At 42.7% G+C, this 24,900-nt stretch carries 22 protein-coding genes and 1 pseudogene; 17 read left to right on the forward strand and 6 right to left on the reverse strand.

The window, feature by feature from the left end:
• Positions 1 to 270: 270 nt before the first annotated feature.
• Together RDN93_RS17335 and RDN93_RS17340 are read left to right on the forward strand one after the other, a co-directional pair.
• Positions 271 to 444: pseudogene (locus tag RDN93_RS17335) on the forward strand (lipocalin-like domain-containing protein); the annotation flags it as partial.
• Between the two features lie 25 nt (positions 445 to 469).
• Positions 470 to 2,452 carry an alpha-L-arabinofuranosidase C-terminal domain-containing protein gene (locus tag RDN93_RS17340; protein ID WP_308746678.1) on the forward strand — a complete coding sequence of 661 codons (1,983 nt, stop codon included), beginning with the start codon at positions 470 to 472 and terminating at the stop codon, positions 2,450 to 2,452.
• Between the two features lie 106 nt (positions 2,453 to 2,558).
• On the opposite strand, the gene galK is transcribed toward RDN93_RS17340, so the two are convergent.
• Genes galK through RDN93_RS17355 form a run of 3 tightly spaced genes read right to left on the reverse strand, consistent with a single transcriptional unit; the run spans position 2,559 to position 6,239 of the window.
• Positions 2,559 to 3,713, reverse strand: coding sequence for a galactokinase (gene galK / locus RDN93_RS17345; protein WP_308746679.1), 1,155 nt, complete (start codon positions 3,711 to 3,713; stop codon positions 2,559 to 2,561).
• Between the two features lie 37 nt (positions 3,714 to 3,750).
• A complete protein-coding gene (locus RDN93_RS17350; RefSeq protein WP_308746680.1) occupies positions 3,751 to 5,091 on the reverse strand; it encodes an MFS transporter in 1,341 nt (446 codons plus the stop codon).
• A gap of 50 nt (positions 5,092 to 5,141) precedes the next feature.
• On the reverse strand, positions 5,142 to 6,239 hold the full coding sequence (locus tag RDN93_RS17355; protein WP_308746681.1) for an aldose epimerase family protein: 1,098 nt from the start codon (positions 6,237 to 6,239) through the stop codon (positions 5,142 to 5,144).
• A 255-nt stretch (positions 6,240 to 6,494) separates the two neighbouring features.
• On the opposite strand from RDN93_RS17355, the gene RDN93_RS17360 reads away from it, so the two are divergent.
• Positions 6,495 to 7,466 carry a type I phosphomannose isomerase catalytic subunit gene (locus tag RDN93_RS17360; protein WP_308746682.1) on the forward strand — a complete coding sequence of 324 codons (972 nt, stop codon included), beginning with the start codon at positions 6,495 to 6,497 and terminating at the stop codon, positions 7,464 to 7,466.
• A 531-nt stretch (positions 7,467 to 7,997) separates the two neighbouring features.
• Here RDN93_RS17360 and RDN93_RS17365 read toward each other — a convergent pair.
• The 3 genes from RDN93_RS17365 to RDN93_RS17375 are packed head-to-tail and all read right to left on the reverse strand — an operon-like array spanning position 7,998 to position 8,866.
• Positions 7,998 to 8,258, reverse strand: a complete 261-nt coding sequence (locus RDN93_RS17365) for a hypothetical protein (RefSeq protein ID WP_308746683.1) — start codon at positions 8,256 to 8,258, stop codon at positions 7,998 to 8,000.
• A gap of 3 nt (positions 8,259 to 8,261) precedes the next feature.
• Entirely contained in the window at positions 8,262 to 8,624 is a 363-nt protein-coding gene (locus RDN93_RS17370; RefSeq protein ID WP_308746684.1) for a phage holin family protein, read from the reverse strand.
• A gap of 32 nt (positions 8,625 to 8,656) precedes the next feature.
• Positions 8,657 to 8,866, reverse strand: a complete 210-nt coding sequence (locus RDN93_RS17375; protein WP_005677876.1) for a YtxH domain-containing protein — start codon at positions 8,864 to 8,866, stop codon at positions 8,657 to 8,659.
• Positions 8,867 to 9,066: 200 nt separating this feature from the next.
• On the opposite strand from RDN93_RS17375, the gene RDN93_RS17380 reads away from it, so the two are divergent.
• The 14 genes from RDN93_RS17380 to thrS form a co-directional block, all read left to right on the forward strand.
• A complete protein-coding gene (locus RDN93_RS17380; protein WP_308746685.1) occupies positions 9,067 to 9,840 on the forward strand; it encodes an SDR family oxidoreductase in 774 nt (257 codons plus the stop codon).
• Between the two features lie 116 nt (positions 9,841 to 9,956).
• Positions 9,957 to 10,451 (forward strand): SPOR domain-containing protein, encoded by a 495-nt coding sequence (locus RDN93_RS17385; RefSeq protein ID WP_294559384.1) that lies wholly within the window; start codon positions 9,957 to 9,959, stop codon positions 10,449 to 10,451.
• A 253-nt stretch (positions 10,452 to 10,704) separates the two neighbouring features.
• Positions 10,705 to 11,529: a 3'(2'),5'-bisphosphate nucleotidase CysQ gene (cysQ, locus tag RDN93_RS17390; protein WP_308746686.1), complete on the forward strand. Its 825-nt coding sequence runs from the start codon at positions 10,705 to 10,707 to the stop codon at positions 11,527 to 11,529.
• Between the two features lie 11 nt (positions 11,530 to 11,540).
• Positions 11,541 to 13,094 carry an SLC13 family permease gene (locus tag RDN93_RS17395; protein ID WP_308746687.1) on the forward strand — a complete coding sequence of 518 codons (1,554 nt, stop codon included), beginning with the start codon at positions 11,541 to 11,543 and terminating at the stop codon, positions 13,092 to 13,094.
• Between the two features lie 16 nt (positions 13,095 to 13,110).
• The gene (gene cysC / locus RDN93_RS17400; RefSeq protein WP_308746688.1) at positions 13,111 to 13,731 is read left to right on the forward strand and encodes an adenylyl-sulfate kinase; all 621 of its coding nucleotides are present in this window, start codon (positions 13,111 to 13,113) and stop codon (positions 13,729 to 13,731) included.
• 16 nt (positions 13,732 to 13,747) lie between these two features.
• The gene (gene cysD / locus RDN93_RS17405) at positions 13,748 to 14,656 is read left to right on the forward strand and encodes a sulfate adenylyltransferase subunit CysD (RefSeq protein WP_308746689.1); all 909 of its coding nucleotides are present in this window, start codon (positions 13,748 to 13,750) and stop codon (positions 14,654 to 14,656) included.
• A gap of 12 nt (positions 14,657 to 14,668) precedes the next feature.
• Positions 14,669 to 16,129, forward strand: coding sequence for a sulfate adenylyltransferase subunit CysN (gene cysN, locus RDN93_RS17410; protein ID WP_308746690.1), 1,461 nt, complete (start codon positions 14,669 to 14,671; stop codon positions 16,127 to 16,129).
• A 6-nt stretch (positions 16,130 to 16,135) separates the two neighbouring features.
• Entirely contained in the window at positions 16,136 to 17,242 is a 1,107-nt protein-coding gene (locus RDN93_RS17415; RefSeq protein ID WP_308746691.1) for a sulfotransferase, read from the forward strand.
• A gap of 24 nt (positions 17,243 to 17,266) precedes the next feature.
• Positions 17,267 to 18,235 (forward strand): PCMD domain-containing protein, encoded by a 969-nt coding sequence (locus RDN93_RS17420; RefSeq protein ID WP_308746692.1) that lies wholly within the window; start codon positions 17,267 to 17,269, stop codon positions 18,233 to 18,235.
• Between the two features lie 313 nt (positions 18,236 to 18,548).
• Positions 18,549 to 19,694, forward strand: coding sequence for an OmpA family protein (locus tag RDN93_RS17425; RefSeq protein WP_308746693.1), 1,146 nt, complete (start codon positions 18,549 to 18,551; stop codon positions 19,692 to 19,694).
• Between the two features lie 75 nt (positions 19,695 to 19,769).
• Positions 19,770 to 20,186, forward strand: a complete 417-nt coding sequence (gene ruvX, locus RDN93_RS17430) for a Holliday junction resolvase RuvX (protein ID WP_308746694.1) — start codon at positions 19,770 to 19,772, stop codon at positions 20,184 to 20,186.
• Positions 20,187 to 20,232: 46 nt separating this feature from the next.
• A complete protein-coding gene (gene def / locus RDN93_RS17435; RefSeq protein WP_308746695.1) occupies positions 20,233 to 20,787 on the forward strand; it encodes a peptide deformylase in 555 nt (184 codons plus the stop codon).
• A gap of 76 nt (positions 20,788 to 20,863) precedes the next feature.
• Complete coding sequence (locus RDN93_RS17440; protein ID WP_308746696.1) at positions 20,864 to 22,894, forward strand: tetratricopeptide repeat protein; 2,031 nt, start codon at positions 20,864 to 20,866, stop codon at positions 22,892 to 22,894.
• Between the two features lie 82 nt (positions 22,895 to 22,976).
• Positions 22,977 to 24,900: threonine--tRNA ligase (gene thrS, locus RDN93_RS17445; protein WP_308746697.1), on the forward strand; the 1,924-nt coding region annotated here is incomplete at its 3' end.

Here is a 24,900-nt window from a genome sequence, read left to right on the forward strand (position 1 = left end):
TGCAAGTAGAAAATGTTTTTTCATGGTTTTATTTTTAATGTAAATGAGATGCTTACTTTAATTTGGGTGTAAAAGTAACACTTTAGTTTGGTGTATCAAATACACTATTATATGTTATGCAGCATAAAAGGATTTTTTTAAGTTACACCTTATTATATTGGGCTGTTGAATTGTTTTCATAAGGGTAAATAATAAGGATAAGATAGGGGGCTTTATGTTTTAGTTCGTACTATAATAATGGACAATGAATGGAAAATTGTGCAAATGAATGGAAATTGGTCCTTTTTGACCGAAAAACACCTATTAATGGTAAGATTGGGCAAAGAGGAAATTAAGAATCTGATTATCTTTGCAGGACACGATTGGGAGAATGAGGCGGAAACCATTCTCTTTACTGGACTCGATAGCCGGGGACGTTCTGTTTGGGGAAAAAGAATTAAATAACCATATATAATTTTTATTGAAAACCATGAGAAGATACACAGAAATCTTGGCTGCATTAGCCATCTCTGCCGGAATGGCACTTCATGCGCAAACCAATGAAATGGTGATACAAACCAAGAAGTTGGGAGCAGAAATCCAACCTACCATGTACGGACTCTTTTTTGAGGACATCAACTACGCTGCTGATGGTGGACTTTATGCCGAACTGGTCAAGAACCGTTCATTCGAGTTTCCCCAACATTTGATGGGCTGGAATACCTACGGAAAAGTGTCATTGATGGACGATGGTCCTTTCGAACGCAATCCCCATTATGTACGTCTTTCCGATCCGGGGCATGCACATAAGCATACCGGACTTGATAACGAAGGCTTTTTTGGTATTGGCGTCAAGAAAGGAGAGGAGTACCGTTTCTCCGTTTGGGCACGTCTGCCGCAGGGAAGTACAAAAGAAACATTGCGGATTGAACTCGTAGATACCAAATCAATGGGCGAACGCCAGGCTTTTGCCACACAGAATCTTACCATTGACTCAAAAGAATGGAAAAAATACCAGGTAATCCTGAAACCGGGAGTGACCAATCCCAAATCTACGCTCCGCATTTTCCTTACTTCCAAAGGAACCGTAGACTTGGAGCACGTTTCTCTTTTCCCGGTAGATACCTGGAAAGGACATGAAAATGGACTTCGCAAAGACCTCGCACAGGCTTTGGCGGATATTCATCCGGGAGTCTTCCGCTTCCCCGGTGGCTGTATTGTAGAAGGCACAGACCTGGAAACTCGTTACGACTGGAAGAAGTCAGTAGGTCCGGTAGAAAACCGTCCTTTGAACGAAAACCGTTGGCAATATACTTTTACCCATCGTTTCTTCCCGGATTATTACCAAAGCTATGGACTGGGATTCTATGAATACTTCCTGTTGTCCGAAGAAATGGGGGCAGAACCTCTTCCGATTCTGAACTGCGGTTTGTCTTGCCAATTTCAGAATAACGACCCGAAAGCTCACGTGGCAGTCTGCGATTTGGAACACTATATCCAGGATGCGCTCGACTTGATAGAATTTGCCAATGGCGATGTAAATACGACTTGGGGAAAAGTTCGTGCCGATATGGGGCATCCGGCTTCTTTCGATCTGAAATTTATCGGTATCGGTAACGAACAGTGGGGCAAAGAATATCCCGAACGTCTTGAGCCGTTTATCAAAGCCATTCGTAAAGCTCACCCGGAAATCAAAATAGTAGGTAGTTCCGGACCGAATTCCGAAGGTAAAGAATTCGATTACCTGTGGCCTGAAATGAAACGCCTGAAAGCTGACTTGGTGGATGAGCACTTTTATCGTCCCGAAAGCTGGTTCTTGGCTCAAGGTGCCCGTTATGACAACTACGATCGTAAAGGTCCGAAAGTATTTGCCGGTGAATATGCCTGCCACGGGAAAGGAAAGAAATGGAATCATTACCATGCTGCTTTACTCGAAGCCGCTTTCATGACCGGACTGGAACGTAACGCCGATATTGTTCACATGGCTACTTATGCTCCGCTTTTCGCCCATGTGGAAGGCTGGCAGTGGCGTCCGGATATGATTTGGTTTGATAACCTGAACTCTGTACGTACGGTAAGTTATTATGTGCAGCAACTGTATGCGCATAACAAAGGGACGAATGTACTTCCACTCACTATGGACAAGAAAAACGTAACAGGTGCCGAAGGGCAGAACGGACTCTTTGCCAGTGCCGTATATGATAAGGGTAAGAATGAACTGATTGTAAAGGTTGTCAATACTTCGAATACTGCCCAGCCTATCTCGTTGAACTTTGCCGGATTGAAGAAACAAGATGTACTGTCTAATGGCCGTTGCATCAAGCTTCGCTCACTTGATTTGGACAAAGATAATACACTTGAACACCCTCTTGCCATCATCCCGCAGGAAACTCCGGTATCTATTGAAGGCAATGTGTTTACTACCGAATTGGAACCCACTACGTTCGCAGTATATAAATTCACGAAGAAATAAATAGAACTAATTAGATGTTACTAGAACAATAGATTTTTGTTAATTGTAAAAAGTAAGGGCGGCTCCCATCATGGAAGCCGCCCTTCTTTTAATTCAGAATAATTTGTTATTCTATTCTACGAGAACCGTCACCGATTACTACGTCATACACTTTCGGGCTTCTACCGAATTTAGCTTTGAAAGCTTCTTTTGTCTTTTCAACGAAGTTGTCATACAATTCGTCTTTAACAAGGTTGATAGTACAACCACCGAAACCGCCACCCATTACGCGTGAACCGGTCACACCGTATTCTTTGGCGCAGTCATTCAGGAAGTCGAGTTCTTCGCAACTTACTTCGTACAGCTTGCTCATACCGTGATGAGTTTCGTACATCTTTTGACCTACAGTTTCGTAATCGTCCTTTTCCAAAGCATCGCAAACGTCAAGTACGCGTTGGATTTCTTCGATTACGTATTCTGCACGCATATAATCTTCGTCACTGATGTCAGCTTTCGCCTCTTTCAGCATTTCCATTGTGCAGTCGCGCAGGAATTCTACGTGCGGATGTTTCTTCTGGATAGCGGCAACAGCAGCCTCACAGCTTTGACGACGCTTGTTGTAAGCAGAAGAAGCCAATTCGTGTTTAACCACCGAATCCATCAAAACCAGACGATAACCTTCCGGATGGAACGGGAAATACTGATATTCCAGTGAACGGCAATCCAGGCGAATCAAGCTGCCTGCTTTTCCGAATACGGAAGCAAACTGGTCCATGATGCCGCAGTTCACGCCACAGTAATTATGTTCTGTTGCCTGACCAACTTTAGCCAATTCAAATTTATCTATCTTGTTTTCACCGAACAGTTCATTTAATGCGAAAGCATACGTACTTTCCAAAGCTGCAGAAGAAGACATACCTGCACCCAAAGGCACATCACCCGCGAAAGCTGTATTGAATCCCTTCACGTCAACGCCACGTTTGATCATTTCACGGCAAACGCCGAAAATATATCTTGCCCAACTGGCGCGTGGAGCATCTTCTTCGTTCAAGCCAAATTCTACATAATCCTTCAAGTCGATAGAGTAAGCCCTTACTTTGTCAGTACCGTTCGGTTTGATTTCGGCAATCATACCTTTGTCTACTGCTCCCGGGAATACGAATCCACCGTTGTAGTCGGTGTGTTCGCCAATCAGGTTAATGCGACCCGGAGAAGCATATAAAAATCCGGTAGTTCCGTCAAAGTGTTTAATGAATCGACTTCTTACGTATTCTGTATCCATGATATTAATATTTTAAAGGTGAATAAATTTGTTGTTATTATTCCACAGGAATATCCTTATTGACATTCTTGCAACCTACCAGACCGTAGAACAGCAGATAAGCAAGAGCAGCGATAATCAGCCAGTAGCTGGCCATGTAGCCGGCAGCATCGGAGATAGACTGTTGGATCAGCGGCAATACGCCACCACCTACTACCATCATCATAAAGATACCGGAAGCCTGAGCTGTATATTTTCCTAGACCTTCGACAGCAAGGTTGAAAATACCACCCCACATTACAGAAGTACAAAGACCGCAAAGAACGAGGAACAAGGCACTGATAGGAACTTGAGCCATCATGAAACCTTCGCCTACCGAATAACCCGGCATAGAGATTGTTACATCTTTCGGAGTGAAGATAGCGATTAGAACGAATACGATAGCAGTAGCTGCAACAACAATCAACTGCGTACGGCTTGAAACCTTACCGCTGATAGCACTACTTGCAGTACGTCCCACAAGCATCAAAAGCCAGTATATAGCAGCTATTGCGCCACCGATTGCAGCTCCGTTCGTCAATATACCTGCACCTTTATCGGTAGAGTCGGCAAGGTAGAAGTTTAGCGTACCCGGGATACCGATTTCAATACCCACATAGATAAAGATACCGATAACTCCCAATACAGTGTGACGGAAACTCCAAGGGCTGTGAGCGAACTTTTCCTTCACGGAACCGGCCTTTTGAAGATGAGGTTCGGGGATTGCAACAAACGAAATAATGATAAAAGCAGCTACGAATACTCCCATCGCAACAAAGAGGAGAGGAGCTACGTCGGACATTGCAGTTTTGTCAGTCACTGTACCGATCAAAGCACCTACGAAGAGCGGAGTCAATGTACCCGACAAAGAGTTGAGAGCTCCACCAGTCTGGATCAATTGGTTACCTTTGTTACCGCCACCTCCTAAAAGGTTCAACATCGGGTTCACTACAGTGTTGAGCATACATACGCAGAAACCGCAGATGAATGCACCGAGCAGATAGATGACAAAGTTTAACTTGATAGCATATTCACCGAATGCGAAAACATCGGCACCTGCGCCGAATACGCTGGAAAGATACTGGATGAACAATCCGATGACACCCACTGCCATTGCAATAAGAGCTGTTTTCTTATAGCCGATTTTGACAAGCATATTACCTGCAGGAATACCCATAAACAGATAGGCCAGGAAGTTCATCATGTTTCCCATCATACCTAATGTGCTCGAACCTGCGTATTCATTTTTCCAGATTGTACCGAAAGGTGCGGCGAGGTTAGTCACGAAAGAGATCATCGCAAATAAGAAGAACATTGTAATAATCGCGATGAGATTACCGTTCTTTTTTTCTTGTGTCATGATTCAAAAAAAATGTTAGTTTATAAAATTAGGTTAGTTATTTTTGATTATTATTCTTCTACAGTAAATTTGTAAACAGTGATTTGTTGGTATTCATCCCCCGGGAGTAGCGTAGCCGATGGAAAATGAGGTTTGTTCGGAGTGGCCGGGAAACACTGCGCTTCAAAGCAGATAGCGCTTCTTGCAGGGAATGTGGCACCGTGTGCGCCCTCAAATCCGTTGAGCCAGTTGCCGGTATAAAGCTGTACGCCGGCTTCGGTGGTGTACACTTCCATGATACGTCCGCTTTCCGGGTCTTTGCAGGTAGCAGCCAGGTCAAGCGAACCGCTTTCAATTTTGTTCAGTACGTAGCAGTGGTCATATCCTGCACCGAATACCAGTTGCTGGAATTTATCGTCAATACGTTCGCCTACGGTATGCGGAGTACGGAAATCCATCGGAGTGCCTTCTACTTTGGCAATTTCTCCTGTCGGGATGGAAACCTCGTCGATGGGTGTATAGAAATCTGCGTTGATAGTGACAATGTGGTTGTTGACAGTAGGAGTAGGGTTGGCGATGCCGGCGAGGTTGAAGAAACCGTGGTTAGTCAGGTTAACGACTGTAGCTTTGTCGGTTGTTGCGCGGTATTCGATAGTCAGTGCGTTTACTTCGTTTTCCAGACGGTAGGTCATTTCCACTTCCAGATTACCGGGAAAACCCTCTTCACCGTCGGCAGAAACATAATTGAACTGTACTGTACTCTCGTCAATCTGGACAGCGTCCCAGACACGGGCGTGGAAACCTGTCGGTCCGCCATGCAGGGAGTTAGGTCCGTTGTTGATGGCAAGTTCGTGTTCTTCGCCGAATAAAGTGAATTTTCCTTTGGCGATACGGTTACCGTAGCGTCCGATAGTCGTACTCAGGAAAGGTTCCGGACTATTGACTACATGGTCAATGCTGTCGTGTCCGAGAATCACATTGGCATACTTACCGTTTTTGTCCGGTACCATAATAGAAAGAATGGCGCATCCGTAATTGGTTACAGCTACTTCCATTCCCTTTGCATTTTTGAGGATAAATAAATCAGTTTCTTTATTGTTTATCTCCTTTTGAAAATCTTCACGGCTGAGCCCTGAAAGATTCCCTTCTGTTGGGAATGTGTTATTCATGTCTGGTATTATTAAAATTTCCTGCAAATAAAAGGAAATTCTTTCTTACTCACAAATTATTCCGCTTAAATATAAGAGGTACTTTAGGAAAGTTTAGCTTTATTACTTTATGTTCCTTGTTATTTGCAATGCGATTTTTTTTCAAAAAGATTTTCATCTCCCTTTCTTAAAAACTAAACTATTTTTTGTATGTTTGTTCCCGGATTGTAACAATCCGAGCGAATTTAATCTAAGTTTATAACAAGAAAAACAAAAATGTATCCATTAAAATTCGAACCGATTCTGAAGCAGACGCTTTGGGGGGGCGACAAGATTATTCCGTTCAAGCACTTGAACTCAGACTTGAAAGGAGTAGGAGAGAGCTGGGAGATTTCCGGCGTTGAAGACAACGAGTCCGTAGTGGCTAATGGCCCGGATAAGGGTTTAACTTTGGCCGATATGGTAAGAAGGTATCGCGAGGAGCTGGTGGGCGAAGCTAACTATGCACGTTTCGGCAATAAATTTCCGTTGCTCATTAAGTTTATTGATGCTCGACAGGATTTGTCAATCCAGGTACACCCGGCAGACGACTTGGCCAAGAAGCGCCATAACTCGATGGGAAAAACCGAAATGTGGTATGTGGTAGATGCCGACAAAGGAGCAAAGTTGCGTTCTGGGTTTTCTGAACAGATAACTCCGAAAGAATATAAGGAGCGTGTGTTGAACAATACGATTACCGATGTATTGCAAGAGTACGAAGTTCATCCGGGAGATGTATTCTTCCTTCCTGCCGGACGTGTGCACAGTATCGGAGCCGGATCGTTCATTGCCGAGATTCAACAGACTTCTGACATAACGTACCGTATCTACGATTTCAACCGCAAGGATGCGAACGGCAAAACCCGTGAACTTCACACTGATTTAGCTCGTGAAGCCATCAACTACGAAGTATTGGATGATTACCGCACTAAATACGACGCAGTGAAGGATGAACCGGTAGAATTGGTGGCCTGTCCTTACTTCACGACTTCTCTGTATGACATGACCGAAGAAATCAGTTGTGATTACTCGGAGCTTGACTCGTTTGTGATTTTTATCTGCATGGAAGGTGCATGCAAAATGAGAGATAACGAGGGAAATGAACTGACAGTCAGCGCAGGGGAGTCTATCCTGCTTCCTGCTACTACTCAGGATGTCACTATTACTCCCGAAGGGGGAAATGTGAAACTGCTGGAGACATACGTGTAAGATTTAATATGTATATAGTTAAGGTCATCTGACTTTGTTCCGTTATGACGGGCAAAGCCGGATGACCTTTTTTATTGTATACTTCGTGAGAATCAATGGGAGCAATGTTTTGAGAAAATTCTGTAAAGCTATGCTTTACGACTGCTAAAGCATAGCTTTATGGTCTCTAAAGCGGCGCTTTAGGTTGTATGAAACATAGCTTTTATTAATTTGCCGGGTACAGCAGGTACAGAAATTCCCCCTCTCCCTAACACACACACACACATACGTATACGTGCACGCGTTTATAATGTACGCGAGGAATGCATATAAATATATTAAGGATATGTTGAAATAGAATTATGGGGAAGAGGCATTTGGGGGATATCCGGTTCTGCCAATATTCTATTTCTTACCTATTATACGCGCATGTGTGCGTGTGTTAGGGAGAGGGGAATTTCTGTACCTGCTGTACCTGCCTGGTGATGAAAAGAAGTAGTTATAAACCACACTTGGTTGTTTTGTAAATCGGTTGGCGTATCGAAAAAATAATTATCTCAAATTCCGGAAATACGCCCGCACCTTTCGCATAATCTTAATTCCCATCACTACTCCGTCAAAGATAGCCATCCCGGTATTGAACGAGCGCATGATAGCATCCGCCTTATTGGTTGCCGGGGCAATCGGGGCAAATATCTCGCGTGTTGTAGCAGTCATGGCTCTTTTTTGGGCATGAATCTCATTCAAGAGTTTCTTTTTGCGTTCGGCAATCTCTTCTAACGTGAATTTCTTTGGTGGTGTCTGCGCACTCATAATTTATTTGTTTGAATCGGTTAAAAATAAATTGGCGAGGAAGTTCACCATTGGAGAGATGATGAGCTGCTTGCGTAAAATGACGACCAGGGCGATGAGAGCAATGTTGATGCCCGCAATGATGGCAAAACTTGCCATGAGTCCGCCTACTAATGGTTCCAGAATATAAGCTAGTGCGAAAAGCAGGTAAAACAGGGCTACCATGCCAAGGATAATAAGTACTAATATCATGATTAACGTAGAGAAAAGTATGGTTAGCTTTTCCGTTAATTCTAATTTGGTATATTCTTTTTGAAGTTCTAAATACTTCTTGAACTCGAAAAATAATTGCTGAAAATTCTCAATACTTTTATCGTCTGCAAACATGGTCGCTCTGTTTTTAGTCCTTTGTTATTCACTTACTCTGCTATTTCTCCTTTCATTTCGGCTGCAATCTCATCCACGAGATTTTCCATTTCACTGCGGTTGAGCTTGATCCCTTTTTTACGGAGAATCTCGGCGATCTTGTGACGGGTATCTTCTCCCTTTTCAGGAGCAAATAAAATACCAAGGGCTGCGCCTACGGCTGCACCACCCAGAAAAGCTGCTAATACATTCAATCCTTTCATAATTTGTAATATTTAAAATGATTACGATACAACAAATATAACATTTTTATCAAAAGGTTGTTCATGGAAACGAAAAAAAAGTGCTTAGTTTTATAATTCTTTTTTTCTTTTATGGTTTAATCTTATTTAACTGGCTTCGGAGACTAACCAATATGACTTAAGGCGTACTTTTGCCACCGAATACTATAAACCAAAACATAATGGATAATAAAATTGTTTTAATTACCGGTGCAACTAGCGGAATTGGTGAGGCTTGTGCCCGTAAATTTGCAAAAGAAGGATGGTATTTGATTTTGAATGCCCGTAATGTTTCAAAATTGGAGAAGTTGATATATGAGTTGAAGAAGGAGTATCCCGGGTTGATGGCATATCCGCTTCTTTGTGATGTACGTGACCGTGGACAGATGAAGGCGGCACTGGACGATTTGCCGTCGGAATGGACTGGGATTGATTTGTTGATAAACAATGCCGGGCTGGTGATCGGAGTGGATAAGGAATTTGAAGGTAGTCTGGACGAATGGGATATCATGATTGATACGAATATTAAGGGATTATTGGCAATGACGCGTCTTGTGGTCCCAGGTATGATAGAACGCGGACGGGGACATATTATCAATATCGGTTCCATTGCCGGTGACGCTGCTTATCCGGGTGGAAGTGTGTATTGTGCCACTAAGGCTGCCGTGAAAGCACTTTCGGACGGTTTGCGTATTGATTTGGTGGATACTCCGTTGAGGGTTACGAATATTAAGCCGGGCATGGTGGAAACAAATTTCTCGGTGGTGCGTTATCGGGGTGATAAGGAAGCTGCTGATAATTTCTATAAAGGGATACGTCCGTTGACAGGAGATGATATTGCCGAAACGGTTTATTTTGCGGCATCGGCTCCGGAGCATATTCAGATTGCGGAAGTGCTTTTGATGCCTACCAACCAGGCAACGGGGACGATTTCTTACAGGAAAAAGCAGGAATAGACGTTTTTTTGACGGATTTCTTTGTCGGATGATAAAATTTCTATTATTTTGTTGCCCGAAACTAAATATAGATAGACGGGAACGTTGAATTATTAATTAAAACAGAGTATAGGATTATGAAAAAATTAGTCGTATTAGGAATGGGAGTATGCTTGGTACTGGCATTTGCATCTTGTAAATCCAGCGAAAGTGCCTATAAGAAAGCTTATGAGAAAGCAAAACAGCAGGAACTGGCAGAACCGCAAGTGGAGGCTCCGGTAGAAGTGACTCCGGTAGTTGCAGCTCCTGTGACAACGCCTAAAGTGGCAGATACATCCGGCGTTCGCCAGGAAAAGGTTACAGTGGTTTCCGGCAATGAAGGATTGAAAGATTACAGCATCGTGGCTGGTAGCTTTGGTGTGAAAGCAAATGCAGAAGGTTTGAAGGATTGGCTGGACGCACAAGGTTATCACTCTACTATCGCATTTAATGCAGACAAGGCAATGTATCGCGTTATTGTAAGCTCATTTGCAGATAAAGCTGCTGCTGCTGAAGCCCGCGATGCATTCAAGGCTAAGTATCCGAACCGCTCGGATTTCCAGGGAGCTTGGTTGCTGTATCGTGTATATTGATTTCTTTTTGGTAATATATAATTGGAAAGGACAAACGTTTTTTCCGAATAAGAAGGCGGTAACTGGGAAGTTACTGCTTTTTTATTGAGAGAGAGGCGGATTGTTTCGTTTAGATATTTTTATTATTCTACTAAAAGAAGTTATAAATGATAGTGGGGAAACTTTTATAGTAAATAAAGTTTTTACTTTTGTCAACTCTTAACTTGGATGATTCACAACCTTAATGGAAATAAGGTATTAATGAAGGGATTGAATGGAACAAAAATATGTAATGGCTGCTATCGATGCGGCATTAAAAGCTGGTAAAGAAATACTTTCTATTTATGAAGATCCTGCATCGGATTTCGAGATAGAACGAAAGGCTGATAACTCTCCGCTGACAATAGCAGACAGGAAAGCGCATGAGGCGATTGTTGCTGTTTTGAATGTGACTCCTTTCCCTGTTCTTAGTGAAGAAGGAAAACATCTGGATTATGAAATCCGCCGCACATGGGGTACTTTATGGATTGTAGATCCGTTGGACGGGACAAAAGAGTTTATCAAGCGTAACGGTGAATTTACAGTAAATATAGCTTTGGTGCGGAATGCAGTACCTGTGATGGGGGTTATTTATGTACCGGTAAGAAAAGAACTTTATTTTGCGGTTGAAGGTGTGGGAGCTTATAAGTGTTCCGGTATTATCGGTCTGGAAGATGATGGAGTGTCATTGGAACAGTTGATAAAGGAATCGGAACGGATGCCGTTGGAAGAGACACGCGATCATTTTATAGTGGTGGCTTCCCGTTCGCATCTCTCACCGGAAACGGAAGAATACATTACAGGCTTGAAGAAGAAGCATGGCGGCGTTGAACTGATATCAAGCGGAAGTTCTATCAAGATTTGTCTGGTTGCGGAAGGAAAGGCCGATGTGTATCCGCGTTTCGCTCCAACGATGGAATGGGACACGGCTGCCGGACATGCGATAGCCCGTGCCGCCGGAATGGAAGTGTATCAGGCAGGAAAAGACGAACCTCTACGATATAACAAGGAGGATTTATTGAATCCTTGGTTTATCGTTGAACCCAAAAGAGAACACTAATTAATGTTTATATGACATTTGAAATTGTATTTGTACTATTGTCCCTATTAGGAATGGTAGCTGCCTTGGTTGCGGATAAGATGCGGCCGGGTATGGTACTTTTTTCGGTAGTGGTATTATTTTTGTGTGTCGGTATTCTGACTCCTAAAGAGATGCTTGAAGGGTTTAGCAACAAAGGCATGATTACTGTTGCTTTGCTGTTTCTGGTGAGTGAAGGTATTCGTCAGTCAGGTACGTTGGGGCAAGTGATAAAGAAATTGTTGCCTCAGGGTAGGACAACGGTGTTTAAGGCGCAGTTGCGTATCTTGCCTTCAGTCGCATTTATTTCCGCTTTCCTGAATAATACTCCTGTAGTAGTTATTTTTGCTCCAATTATCAAGCACTGGGCAAAATCGGTGAAGCTTCCAGCTACAAAATTTCTGATTCCTCTTTCATACGTGACTATCTTAGGTGGTATTTGTACGTTGATCGGTACTTCTACCAATCTGGTGGTGCATGGAATGATATTGGAAGCCGGATTTGAGGGCTTTTCGATGTTTGAACTTGGCAAGGTGGGGATTTTTATTGCGATTGCCGGCATTATTTATCTTTTTGTTTTTTCTAAACGTCTGTTGCCCGATGCACGTCCGGATACGGCTGTACCTGACGAAGATGTGGAAGAAGGAGAAAAGCTGCATAGAGTGGAAGCTGTTTTGGGGGCTCGTTTTCCCGGTATCAATAAAAAGCTGAAGGACTTTAATTTCCAGCGTCATTATGGGGCTGAGGTTAAGGAAATCAAGACGCGTAACGGACAGCGGTTCGTGGCAAATCTGGAAGATGTAGTGCTTCACGAAGGTGATACGCTGGTGGTGATGGCAGATGATACATTTATTCCGACATGGGGTGAATCTTCGGTATTCGTTCTGTTGACAAATGGGAATGAGCCGGATACAACGGGAAAGAAGAAGCGTTGGTTTGCTTTGCTGCTGTTGGTTTTGATGATTGTCGGCGCAACAGTGGGTGAGCTTCCGATGATGAAAGAAATCTTGCCGGATATCAAGCTGGATATGTTTTTCTTTGTATCTATTACTACTATTATCATGGCATGGACAAATCTGTTCCCTGCCCGTAAATATACTAAATATATCTCGTGGGATATTTTGATTACTATTGCTTGTGCGTTTGCTATCAGTAAGGCGATGGTGAACTCAGGGGTGGCTGACTGCGTGGCGAAGTTCATTATCGGGCTAAGCGATGATTACGGGCCGCATGTGTTGCTTGCAATGTTGTTTATCATCACGAATCTGTTTACGGAGTTGATTACAAACAATGCGGCTGCGGCTTTGGCATTCCCGTTGGCGTTGTCAATTGCCGCCCAGTTAGGGGTAAGTCCGACGCCTTTCTTTGTTGTGATCTGTATGGCTGCATCTGCCAGCTTCTCTACACCTATCGGTTATCAGACTAATTTGATTGTACAGGGTATCGGTAACTATAAGTTTACGGATTTTGTCCGCATCGGTTTGCCGCTTAACATCATTACTTTTGTAATTTCCATTATTCTGATTCCGATGATTTGGAACTTTTAATAAAACTAATTTATAAATGGAAGAAAAGAATCATATATATCCTATTTTTGACCGCATGATGACACGCCGGGATAAAGAAGAACTTCTGGGGCAGCATAGCGTGATGATTTGGTTTACCGGACTGAGCGGGTCGGGAAAGAGTACAATCGCCATTGCGCTGGAACGCGAACTTCATAAGCGTGGATTGCTTTGCCGTATCTTGGACGGTGATAATATCCGTAGCGGAATCAATAATAATCTGGGGTTCTCGGAAGCTGACCGGGTGGAAAATATACGTCGCATAGCCGAAGTGTCCAGGTTGTTTTTGGATAGCGGCATTATTACGATTGCAGCATTTATCAGCCCTAATAATGATATTCGTGAAATGGCTGCGAATATTATCGGCAAGGATGATTTTCTGGAAATTTTCGTGAGTACTCCGTTGGAAGAGTGCGAGAAGCGGGATGTGAAAGGCTTGTATGCAAAAGCACGGAAAGGAGAAATTCCGAATTTTACGGGGATTTCTGCTCCGTTTGAGATTCCCGAGCATCCGGCTTTGTCGCTGGATACTTCCAAATTAAGTTTGGAAGAATCGGTGAATCGGTTGCTGGAGCTGATTTTACCCAAAGTAAAAAAGGAATGTTTGGTAGAAGAATAAAATCATTATTTTAGTAATGGAAGAATATAAATTAAGCCACTTGAAGGAACTCGAAGCAGAGTCTATTCATATTATCCGCGAGGTGGCGGCGGAATTTGAGAATCCGGTGATGCTTTACAGTATCGGAAAGGACTCTTCGGTAATGGTGCGCTTGGCTGAAAAAGCGTTTTATCCGGGTAAAGTACCATTTCCATTGATGCATATCGACTCGAAATGGAAGTTTAAGGAAATGATTCAGTTCCGCGATGAATATGCGAAAAAATACGGATGGAATCTGATTGTGGAAAGCAATATGGAGGCTTTTAATGCAGGAGTAGGACCTTTTACGCATGGAAGCAAAGTGCATACGGATTTAATGAAAACGCAGGCATTGCTTCATGCGCTGGATAAATATAAGTTTGATGCTGCTTTCGGTGGTGCTCGTCGTGACGAAGAGAAGTCACGTGCGAAGGAGCGTATTTTCTCGTTCCGGGATAAGTTCCACCAGTGGGATCCGAAAAACCAGCGTCCTGAACTGTGGGATATTTATAATGCGCGTGTGCATAAGGGAGAAAGTATCCGTGTGTTCCCGATCAGTAACTGGACGGAACTGGATATTTGGCAATATATCCGCTTGGAGAATATTCCGATTGTCCCGCTTTATTATGCTAAAGAACGTCCGGTTATCAATCTTGACGGGAATATCATTATGGCGGATGATGAGCGTCTGCCCGAAAAGTACCGCGACCAGATTGAAATGAAAATGGTTCGTTTCCGTACATTGGGTTGCTGGCCGCTGACCGGCGCAGTGGAAAGTGGAGCCGCTACTATTGAGGAGATTGTGGAAGAGATGATGACTACCACTAAGAGCGAGCGTACGACTCGTGTGATTGACTTTGACCAGGAAGGTAGTATGGAACAGAAGAAACGTGAAGGATACTTTTAATTGTAACTAGAAATGGCAGATAATAAATTAGATATAAAAGCTTTTCTGGATAAAGATGAACAGAAAGACTTACTGAGGCTGTTGACAGCCGGATCGGTGGATGACGGAAAATCAACGCTGATCGGTCGCTTGTTATTTGACAGTAAGAAACTGTATGAGGACCAGTTGGATGCGTTGGAACGCGACAGCAAACGTGTGGGTAATGCCGGTGAACATATCGACTATGCGTTGCTGCTTGATGGTTTGAAGGCTGAACGTGAACAAGGAATCACGATTGACGTGGCTTATCGTTATTTCTCCACCAATGGACGCAAGTTTATCATTGCGGATACTCCGGGGCACGAGCAATATACACGTAATATGATTACCGGCGGTTCTACGGCTAATCTGGCGATTATCTTGGTGGATGCCCGTACGGGAGTGATTACCCAGACACGCCGTCATACTTTTCTGGTGTCTTTGCTGGGTATCAAGCATGTGGTGTTGGCTGTCAACAAAATGGACTTGGTGGACTTCTCGGAAGAACGGTTTAATGAGATCGTTACGGAATATAAGAAGTTTGTGGCTCCGTTGGGTATTCCTGATGTGAATTGTATTCCTCTTTCTGCATTGGATGGGGATAATGTCGTGGATAAGTCGGAGCGTACTCCGTGGTATAAGGGAACTTCTCTGCTGGATTTCCTTGAGACTGTTCATATTGATAATGACCATAATCTGACTGATTTCCGTTTCCCGGTCCAATATGTGCTTCGTCCGAATCTGGATTTTAGAGGTTTTTGCGGTAAAGTTGCGTCAGGCATCGTTCGTAAGGGGGATACGGTGATGGCACTTCCTTCGGGCAAAACTTCGAAGGTGAAGAGTATTGTGACTTATGACGGAGAATTGGATTATGCTTTTCCGCCACAGTCGGTTACGCTGACTTTGGAAGATGAAATTGATGTGTCTCGCGGAGAAATGCTTGTGCATCCTGATAATATGCCGACTGTCGACCGTAACTTCGAAGCGATGATGGTATGGATGGATGAAGAGCCGATGGACGTAAATAAGTCGTTCTTTATCAAGCAGACTACTAATCTGAGCCGTACACGTATCGATACGATTAAATATAAAGTGGATGTGAATACAATGGAACATCTGTCTCTGGATAACGGGCAATTGACAAAAGAGACTTTGCCTTTGCAATTGAACCAGATTGCCCGTGTGGTACTGACTACTGCCAAGGAGCTGTTCTTTGATCCGTATAAGAAGAATAAATCCTGTGGATCGTTCATCCTGATCGACCCGATTACAAATAATACTTCAGCGGTAGGTATGATTATCGACCGTGTGGAAGTGAAAGATATGAGTAATACGGATGATGTTCCTGTATTGGATTTATCGAAACTGGGAATTGCTCCGGAACATTATGAGGCTGTAGAGAAAGTTGCGAAAGAGCTGGAACGCCAGGGATTTGCTGTGAAAATTATAAAGTAAGAAAGTATGGGATTGCTTGAATTTAATAAACTTCCGATTAATACATTGGTAGGTGCCGACTGGAAAACGTTTAAGGCTATCACTGCCGGTCGTGAAATTGATCCGTCTTATAAGGGGAAATACCGATTGACAAAGGCTGTGTGCCGTTTGCTCTCTCCGTTGGCTGCTTTGCAGAATAGCCGTTATGAAAAGTTACTGGCTAATCAACCGCTGGAGCATGACCCTGTATTTATCTTGGGACATTGGCGAAGCGGAACAACTTTTGTGCATAATGTATTTTCTTGTGACAAGCACTTTGGCTATAATACAACGTATCAGACTGTATTCCCTCATTTGATGATGTGGGGACAGCCTTTCTTCAAGAAGAATATGAGCTGGCTGATGCCGGACAAGCGTCCGACTGACAATATGGAACTGGCTGTGGATCTTCCTCAGGAAGAGGAATTTGCGTTGTCGAATATGATGCCTTATACTTATTATAATTTTTGGTTTTTGCCGAAATATCAACAGGAGTATGCCGATAAATATTTGCTGTTTGATGATATCACGGATGCTGAACTGAAAGTTTTTGAGGAAGTATTTACAAAGTTGATTAAAATCTCTCTGTGGAATACCCATGGCACTCAGTTCCTCAGTAAGAATCCACCGCATACGGGCAGGGTGAAGGAGTTGGTGAAAATGTTCCCGAACGCTAAGTTTATCTACCTGATGCGTAATCCGTATACAGTATTCGAATCGACACGCAGTTTCTTTACAAATACGATTCAACCGTTGAAATTGCAGGATGTAAGCAATGAACAATTAGAGGAGAATATTCTTTCTATTTATGCAAAGCTTTATCATAAGTATGAATCGGACAAACAGTTTATCCCGGAAGGTAATCTGATGGAGGTGAAATTTGAAGATTTCGAAGCAGATGCGATGGGAATGACGGAAAATATTTATAACTCTCTTTCTATCCCCGGATTTGCCGAAGCACGCGGAGATATAGAAAAGTATGTGGGCGGTAAGAAGGGTTATAAGAAGAATAAGTATAAATATGATGACCGTACAATCCGGTTGGTAGAAGAAAACTGGGATTTTGCTTTGAAACAATGGGATTATAATTTATAAAAAGAAGAAAAAGAAAGGAAAGCAATGGTTCAGAAAATCGTTCATCGCCTGTTGATGACAGGTTTCGTGGCATTTTTTTCTTCCTTGTCTTTGATGGCGCAACATAGAGTGGAAATGGTTCCTTTTGGAGACATGAATCAATGGGTAGACCGTCAGATAAAGGAGTCGAGCATTATTGGTGGGAATACAAAGAATGTATATGCGATAGGCCCGACGTCTGTAATTAAGGGAGATCAAGTTTATAAGAATATGGGTGGATCGCCTTGGGCCACTTCAAATGTGATGGCAAAGGTGGCAGGCATTACGAAAACAAATACTTCGGTTTTCCCGGAAAAGAGGGGAGACGGATACTGCGCACGGTTGGATACACGCATGGAGAGTGTGAAGGTACTCGGACTCGTTAATATAACGGTATTGGCGGCCGGATCTATTTTTACCGGGTCGGTACACGAGCCGATTAAGGGTACTAAGAATCCTCAGAAGATGCTGCAGACAGGGATCCCGTTTACTAAAAAACCGGTTGCACTCCAGTTTGACTATAAAGTGAAGATGTCCGACCGTGAAAATCGTATCCGTGCTACTGGGTTCAGCAAGATTACGGATGTTCCCGGTAAAGATTATCCGGCAGCTATCTTGTTTCTGCAGAAACGTTGGGAGGATGCAGAGGGAAATGTGTATGCGAAACGTATAGGTACGATGGTGACCTATTATTATCATTCAACGGACTGGAAGAATAATGTTTCCTATGAGATTATGTATGGTGACATTACCGGCCGACCTGAATATAAAGCTCATATGATGCGTTTGCAAGTTACCGAAAGTTATACGGTAAATAGTAAAGGCGAAAGTGTGCCTATTCATGAGGTGGCCTGGGGAAATGAGGATGATGTTCCGACTCATATGTGTCTTCAGTTTACATCCAGTCATGGCGGTGCTTATATCGGTTCACCCGGAAATACATTGTGGATTGATAATGTGAAGTTGGTATATTGATAAAGATATAACCGGAATATGAAAATAGCCGATGCGTGATTTTGCCATCGGCTATTTTTTTGTTTTGATTCTTTTGTGATAAATGCCTCCAGAAGCCTTTTAGAGTTATATAACACTTTTATCATTCCATAAAAATCTATGTATGAATGAAAATTTACGTGATTTTTTGTTTGTGTTATATTAAATATCTATATTTGCACTAATTTTAGAGGAGAGGACAGTGCTTGTTATCTCTTTATCAGGTGTGGAGCGTTTGGAGTGGTTGCCATCCTGTAAGACAATTGAAATATATTATTTACTAAAATAAATTGAGATGAAAAAGGGTTTATTGTTTATTTTATTGGCAGCAGCTACAGTGTGTGTGTCTGCTCAGGAAAAAGAAAAAGCCGCAAAGAGCTATAGAGTGGAAACAAATCTCTTTGGCGCTAATTGGTTTATCAGCGGTGGCGTTGGTGCACAAATGTATTTCGGTGATAACGACAGTAAGGCTAGTTTTGGAAAACGTCTTGCTCCGGCACTTGACATTGCCGTAGGTAAGTGGTTTACGCCGGGATTGGGATTGCGTGTCGCATATAATGGTCTTCAGGCTAAAGGTGCATCTCCGGAAGCAGATGACCTTTATGTAAAAGGCGGCACTTATTCTAATGGGTATTACAAACAAAAATGGAATGTTGCTAATTTCCATGGTGATGTGATGTTCAATCTTTCTAATATGTTCTGCGGTTATAACGAAGAACGTGTTTACTCATTTATTCCTTATGTAGGTGTTGGATTGGTGCATTCATGGACAAAACCGACTGAAAATAATATCGGCTTTAATGCAGGTTTGATTAACCGTTTCCGTTTGTCTCCAGCATGGGATCTTAACGTGGAATTGCGTGGGTTGTTAATGAAGAATGCTTTCGGTGGCGTAAGCAAGGAAGGTATGGCTGGTTTGACTGTAGGTGTTACTTATAAGTTCAAGAAGCGCGGTTGGGATGCTGTTCCTACTGTTCCTATGGTTCCGGAAAGCCAGTTGGTTGACATGAGAGACAGAGTAAACTCTTTGAAGGGTGAAAACGAATCTTTGAAACGCGAGTTGGTTGAAGCACGTAATAAGAAACCTGAAGTAATTGTTAAGAAAGAAGTTGTATCCGCTATCCCACGTCTGGTTGTTGTATTCAATATCGGCAAGAGCAATATCGCTAAGAGAGAATACATGAACATTGAGACTATGGCTAAGGCTATCAAAGAGAATTCTGGCAAAGTATATACTGTAACGGGATATGCTGATAAGGGTACTGGTTCTGCTGAGTACAATATGAAGTTGAGTAAGAAGAGAGCTGAAGCAGTTCGTGACTTGATGGTTAACGAATTTGGTGTTCCTGCTTCTCAATTGAAGGTTGATTACAAGGGTGGTGTAAGCAATATGTTCTATGATAGCGCTAAACTGAGCCGTGTAGCTATTGTTGAAGAATAATATACATTTGAAATATTATAATAAAAGAGACGTTTCCTTTCACGGGAAACGTCTTTTTTTGTATTTTTGTGCCCCATGAGTAGAATTGTAGCAATAGATTATGGAAGAAAGCGTACAGGGATAGCTGTCAGCGACACTATGCAGTTGATTGCAAATGGGTTGACGACAGTGCCTACGCATGAACTTCTGAACTTTATCGGTGATTACGTTGCGAAAGAACCGGTAGAACGGATTATTATCGGCTTGCCTAAGCAGATGAATAATGAGGTTTCTGAGAATATGAAAAATATAGAACCTTTTGTTCGTTCACTGAAGAAGCGCTTTCCTGAGATTCCGGTTGAGTATGTGGATGAACGGTTTACATCTGTTCTGGCGCATCGTACAATGTTGGAGGCGGGACTGAAAAAGAAGGATCGCCAGAACAAAGCATTGGTGGATGAGATAAGTGCTACGATTATTCTGCAAACATATTTGGAGAGTAAACGTTTTTAGTAGATAACAAAAAGAATAATTTAATTTATCAGTAGAATATAAAGATATGATTTTACCTATTTATGTATATGGACAGCCTGTTTTGAGAAAGGTGGCAGAGGACATAACACCGGATTATCCGAATTTGAAAGAGTTGATCGCGAATATGTTTGAAACGATGGTGCACGCAGACGGCGTAGGGCTGGCTGCTCCGCAGATTGGTTTGCCTATTCGTGTTGTTACAATTACACTGGATCCGCTTTCGGAAGATTATCCGGAATTTAAAGATTTTAATAAGGCTTATATTAATCCTCACATCCTGGAAGTAGGTGGTGAGGAAGTGGGCATGGAAGAAGGCTGTCTGAGCCTTCCCGGTATTCATGAAACAGTGAAGAGAGGAAATAAAATCCGTGTGAAATATATGGACGAGAATTTTGTGGAACATGAAGAGGAAGTGGAGGGTTATCTGGCACGTGTCATGCAGCACGAATTCGACCATTTGGACGGTAAGATGTTCATTGACCATATTTCTCCGCTTCGTAAGCAGATGATCAGAGGGAAACTGAATACGATGTTGAAAGGAAAAGCCCGCAGTTCCTATAAGATGAAACAGGTGAAATAAAGATAAAAAACGTTTATATCCCTGTTAAGTAAACGAAAAGCATTATTTTTGCTTCGTTTACAAGCATAAAATGCCGATGATAAAAAGAATATTAACAGTATTATTGCTGTTCCCCACACTAGTATGTGCTCAGATTAATACGGATCGGGTGATGACTATCGCCCGAAATGCTCTTTATTTTGAGGATTATGTACTTTCTATTCAGTACTTTAATCAGGTGATTAATGCTAAACCTTATCTGTATGAACCTTATTTCTTCAGGGCGCTTGCTAAGCTGAACCTGGAAGATTTTCAAGGTGCTGAGATAGACTGTGACGCGGCTATCCAACGGAATCCGTTTGTGGTAGGGGCTTATCAGATTCGTGGTCTGGCGAGAATCCGGCAGAGTAAATTTGACGGAGCTATTGAAGATTATCAGAAGGCTTTGCATTATGATCCGGAGAATATTACTTTGTGGCATAATCTGACTTTATCTCATATTCAGAAAAAGGATTATAATTCGGCAAAAGAGGACTTGGAAAGTTTGCTTAAAGTGGCTCCGCGTTATACCCGTGCTTATCTGATGAGGGGGGAAGTGTCATTGCAACAGAAGGATACGCTTTCTGCCTTGAATGACTTTAATAAAGCGCTTGAACTGGATAAATATGATCCGGATGCATGGGCTGCCCGGGCGATTGTGAAATTGCAACAGTCTAAATATGCTGAAGCTGAGTCGGATTTCGACCGTGCTATTCATCTGAGTGCCAAGAATGCCGGAAATTATATTAACCGGGCATTAGCACGGTTCCATCAGAATAATCTGAGAGGGGCCATGAGTGATTATGACCTGGCATTGGATATTGACCCCAATAACTTTATAGGGCATTATAATCGTGGTTTGCTTCGTGCCCGGGTAGGAGATGATAACCGTGCGATTGAGGATTTCGATTTCGTAATCCAAATGGAGCCGGATAATATGATGGCAGTATTTAATCGTGGTTTGCTTCGTGCGCAGACAGGGGATTATCGGGGAGCAATAAAAGATTACACAACTGTTATCGACCAGTATCCTAACTTCCTCGCCGGATATTATCAGCGTTCGGAAGCCCGCCGGAAGATTGGCGACAAGAAAGGAGCGGAGCAGGATGAATTTAAAGTCATGAAGGCTCAGATTGATAAGCAGAATGGTGTGACGAATAAAGATGTAGCCCAAAATCAGAATAAAGAAAAAGAGGGTGAAGGCGAAGAGGGGGAAAAGACCCGTAAGAAGTCGGATAAGAATATGAACAACTATCGTAAGATAGTCATTGCGGACGACTCTGAAGCTGAACAGCGTTATACGAGTGATTATCGTGGACGTGTGCAGGATAAGAATGTGAATATTACACTGGAACCAATGTTCGCTTTGACTTATTATGAGAAGATGAGTGATGTGAAGCGTTCTGTGAATTTTCATAAATATATTGAAGATTTGAATCGTTCGGGTGTGCTTTCGAAACGTCTTCGTATAACGAATATGGAAGCTCCGTTGACAGAGGAACAGGTGAAATTCCATTTTGCTTTGATCGATACGCATACATCGGCTATTGTGGCAGATGAAAAGAGCGCTCCCAAACGTTTTGCCCGTGCGATTGATTTTTATCTGGTTCAGGATTTCTCAAGCGCGGTTTCCGATTTGACACAAACGATTCTGCTGGATGGGGATTTCTTCCCGGCATACTTTATGCGTGCCCTTATTCGTTGCAAGCAACTGGAATATCAGAAGGCGGAACAAGCTGCCGAAACTGAAATCCCAGGCGAGAAGCGTAAGGAGATTACTGCGGTGGATTATGAAGTGGTACGGAAAGATTTGGATAAAGTAATCAATTTGGCACCTGATTTTGTTTATGCTTATTATAACCGTGCGAATGTTTCTGCTATGCTGAAAGATTATCGCGCTGCAGTGGCTGACTATGATAAGGCGATTGAGTTGAATCCTGATTTTGCGGATGCCTATTTCAACAGAGGACTTACTCATATTTTCTTGGGTAATAATAAACTGGGTATTTCTGATTTAAGTAAGGCAGGTGAGCTGGGCATTGTTTCCGCTTATAATGTAATCAAGCGTTTTACAGACCAGACGGAATAACATTTTTTTGATAAAAAATGGATAACTCAAAAGATTTAGTTACTTTTGCGTTCAAATTGTGAAAATATAACATAATCATATTATGATAAAGATAACATTTCCCGATGGCTCCGTTCGTGAGTATAACGAAGGAGTGAACGGTTTACAGATTGCAGAAAGCATCAGTTCACGTTTGGCACAGGATGTGCTGGCATGTGGCGTGAATGGTGAGACTTATGATTTAGGACGTCCTATTAATGAAGATGCTAATTTTGTACTTTACAAATGGGATGATGAAGAAGGTAAGCATGCTTTTTGGCATACGAGTGCTCACTTGTTGGCTGAAGCTTTGCAGGAACTTTATCCGGGTATTCAGTTTGGTATCGGTCCGGCTATTGAGAACGGATTCTACTATGATGTGGATCCGGGAGAAACTGTGATTAAAGAAAGTGACTTGGCTACTATTGAAGCCAAGATGTTGGAGCTGGCTGCAAAGAAAGAAGCGGTAGTCAGAAAGAGTATTGCTAAAACTGACGCTTTGAAGATGTTTGGCGATCGCGGAGAAACTTATAAATGTGAGCTGATTTCCGAATTGGAAGACGGGCATATTACAACTTATACCCAGGGTGCGTTTACCGATCTTTGTCGTGGCCCTCACTTGATGACGACTGCTCCTATCAAGGCTATCAAACTGACGACTGTTGCCGGTGCTTACTGGCGCGGTCATGAAGATCGTAAGATGTTAACCCGTATTTACGGTATTACGTTCCCGAAAAAGAAAATGCTGGATGAATATCTGGTATTGCTGGAAGAAGCGAAGAAGCGTGACCACCGTAAGATTGGTAAGGAGATGCAATTGTTCATGTTCTCTGAGACTGTAGGTAAGGGACTTCCTATGTGGCTGCCGAAAGGTACTGCGTTGCGTCTGCGTCTGCAGGAGTTTCTGCGTCGTATTCAGACTCGTTACGACTATCAGGAAGTGATTACTCCGCCGATTGGTAATAAATTGTTGTATGTGACTTCGGGTCACTATGCAAAATATGGCAAGGATGCATTCCAGCCTATCCATACACCGGAAGAAGGTGAAGAGTACTTCTTGAAGCCGATGAACTGTCCTCATCACTGTGAGATTTACAAGAACTTCCCACGTTCATATAAGGATCTGCCGTTGCGTATTGCAGAATTTGGAACAGTTTGCCGTTATGAACAAAGTGGAGAGTTGCATGGTTTGACCCGTGTACGTAGCTTTACACAGGATGATGCACATATCTTCTGTCGTCCGGAACAAGTGAAAGATGAGTTCCTTCGTGTGATGGATATCATATCTATCGTGTTCCGTTCTATGGATTTCCAGAATTTTGAGGCTCAGATATCATTGCGTGACAAAGTGAACCGCGAAAAGTATATCGGTAGCGATGACAACTGGGAAAAAGCCGAACAGGCTATTATCGAGGCTTGCGCGGAAAAGGGATTGCCTGCTAAGATAGAGTATGGAGAAGCTGCTTTTTATGGCCCTAAGCTTGACTTTATGGTAAAAGACGCTATCGGCCGCCGTTGGCAGTTGGGAACGATCCAGGTTGACTACAACTTGCCGGAACGTTTCGAACTTGAATATATGGGCTCTGACAATCAAAAACATCGTCCGGTAATGATTCACCGTGCTCCGTTCGGATCAATGGAACGTTTTGTAGCTGTGCTGATAGAACATACTGCTGGTAAGTTCCCATTGTGGCTGACACCGGAACAAGTAGTTATTCTGCCGATTAGTGAGAAATTCAATGAATATGCAGAACAGGTGAAGATGTATCTGAAGGTTCATGAAATCCGTGCGATTGTAGATGACCGCAATGAAAAAATAGGCCGTAAGATTCGCGACAATGAAATGAAGCGTATTCCTTATATGCTGATTGTCGGTGAGAAAGAAGCGGAAAATGGTGAAGTTTCTGTCCGCAGACAAGGCGAAGGCGATAAAGGAACCATGAAATTTGAAGAATTTGCTAAAATTTTGAACGAAGAAGTTCAGAATA

Source organism: uncultured Bacteroides sp. (genome assembly GCF_902491285.1).
GTDB lineage: Bacteria > Bacteroidota > Bacteroidia > Bacteroidales > Bacteroidaceae > Bacteroides.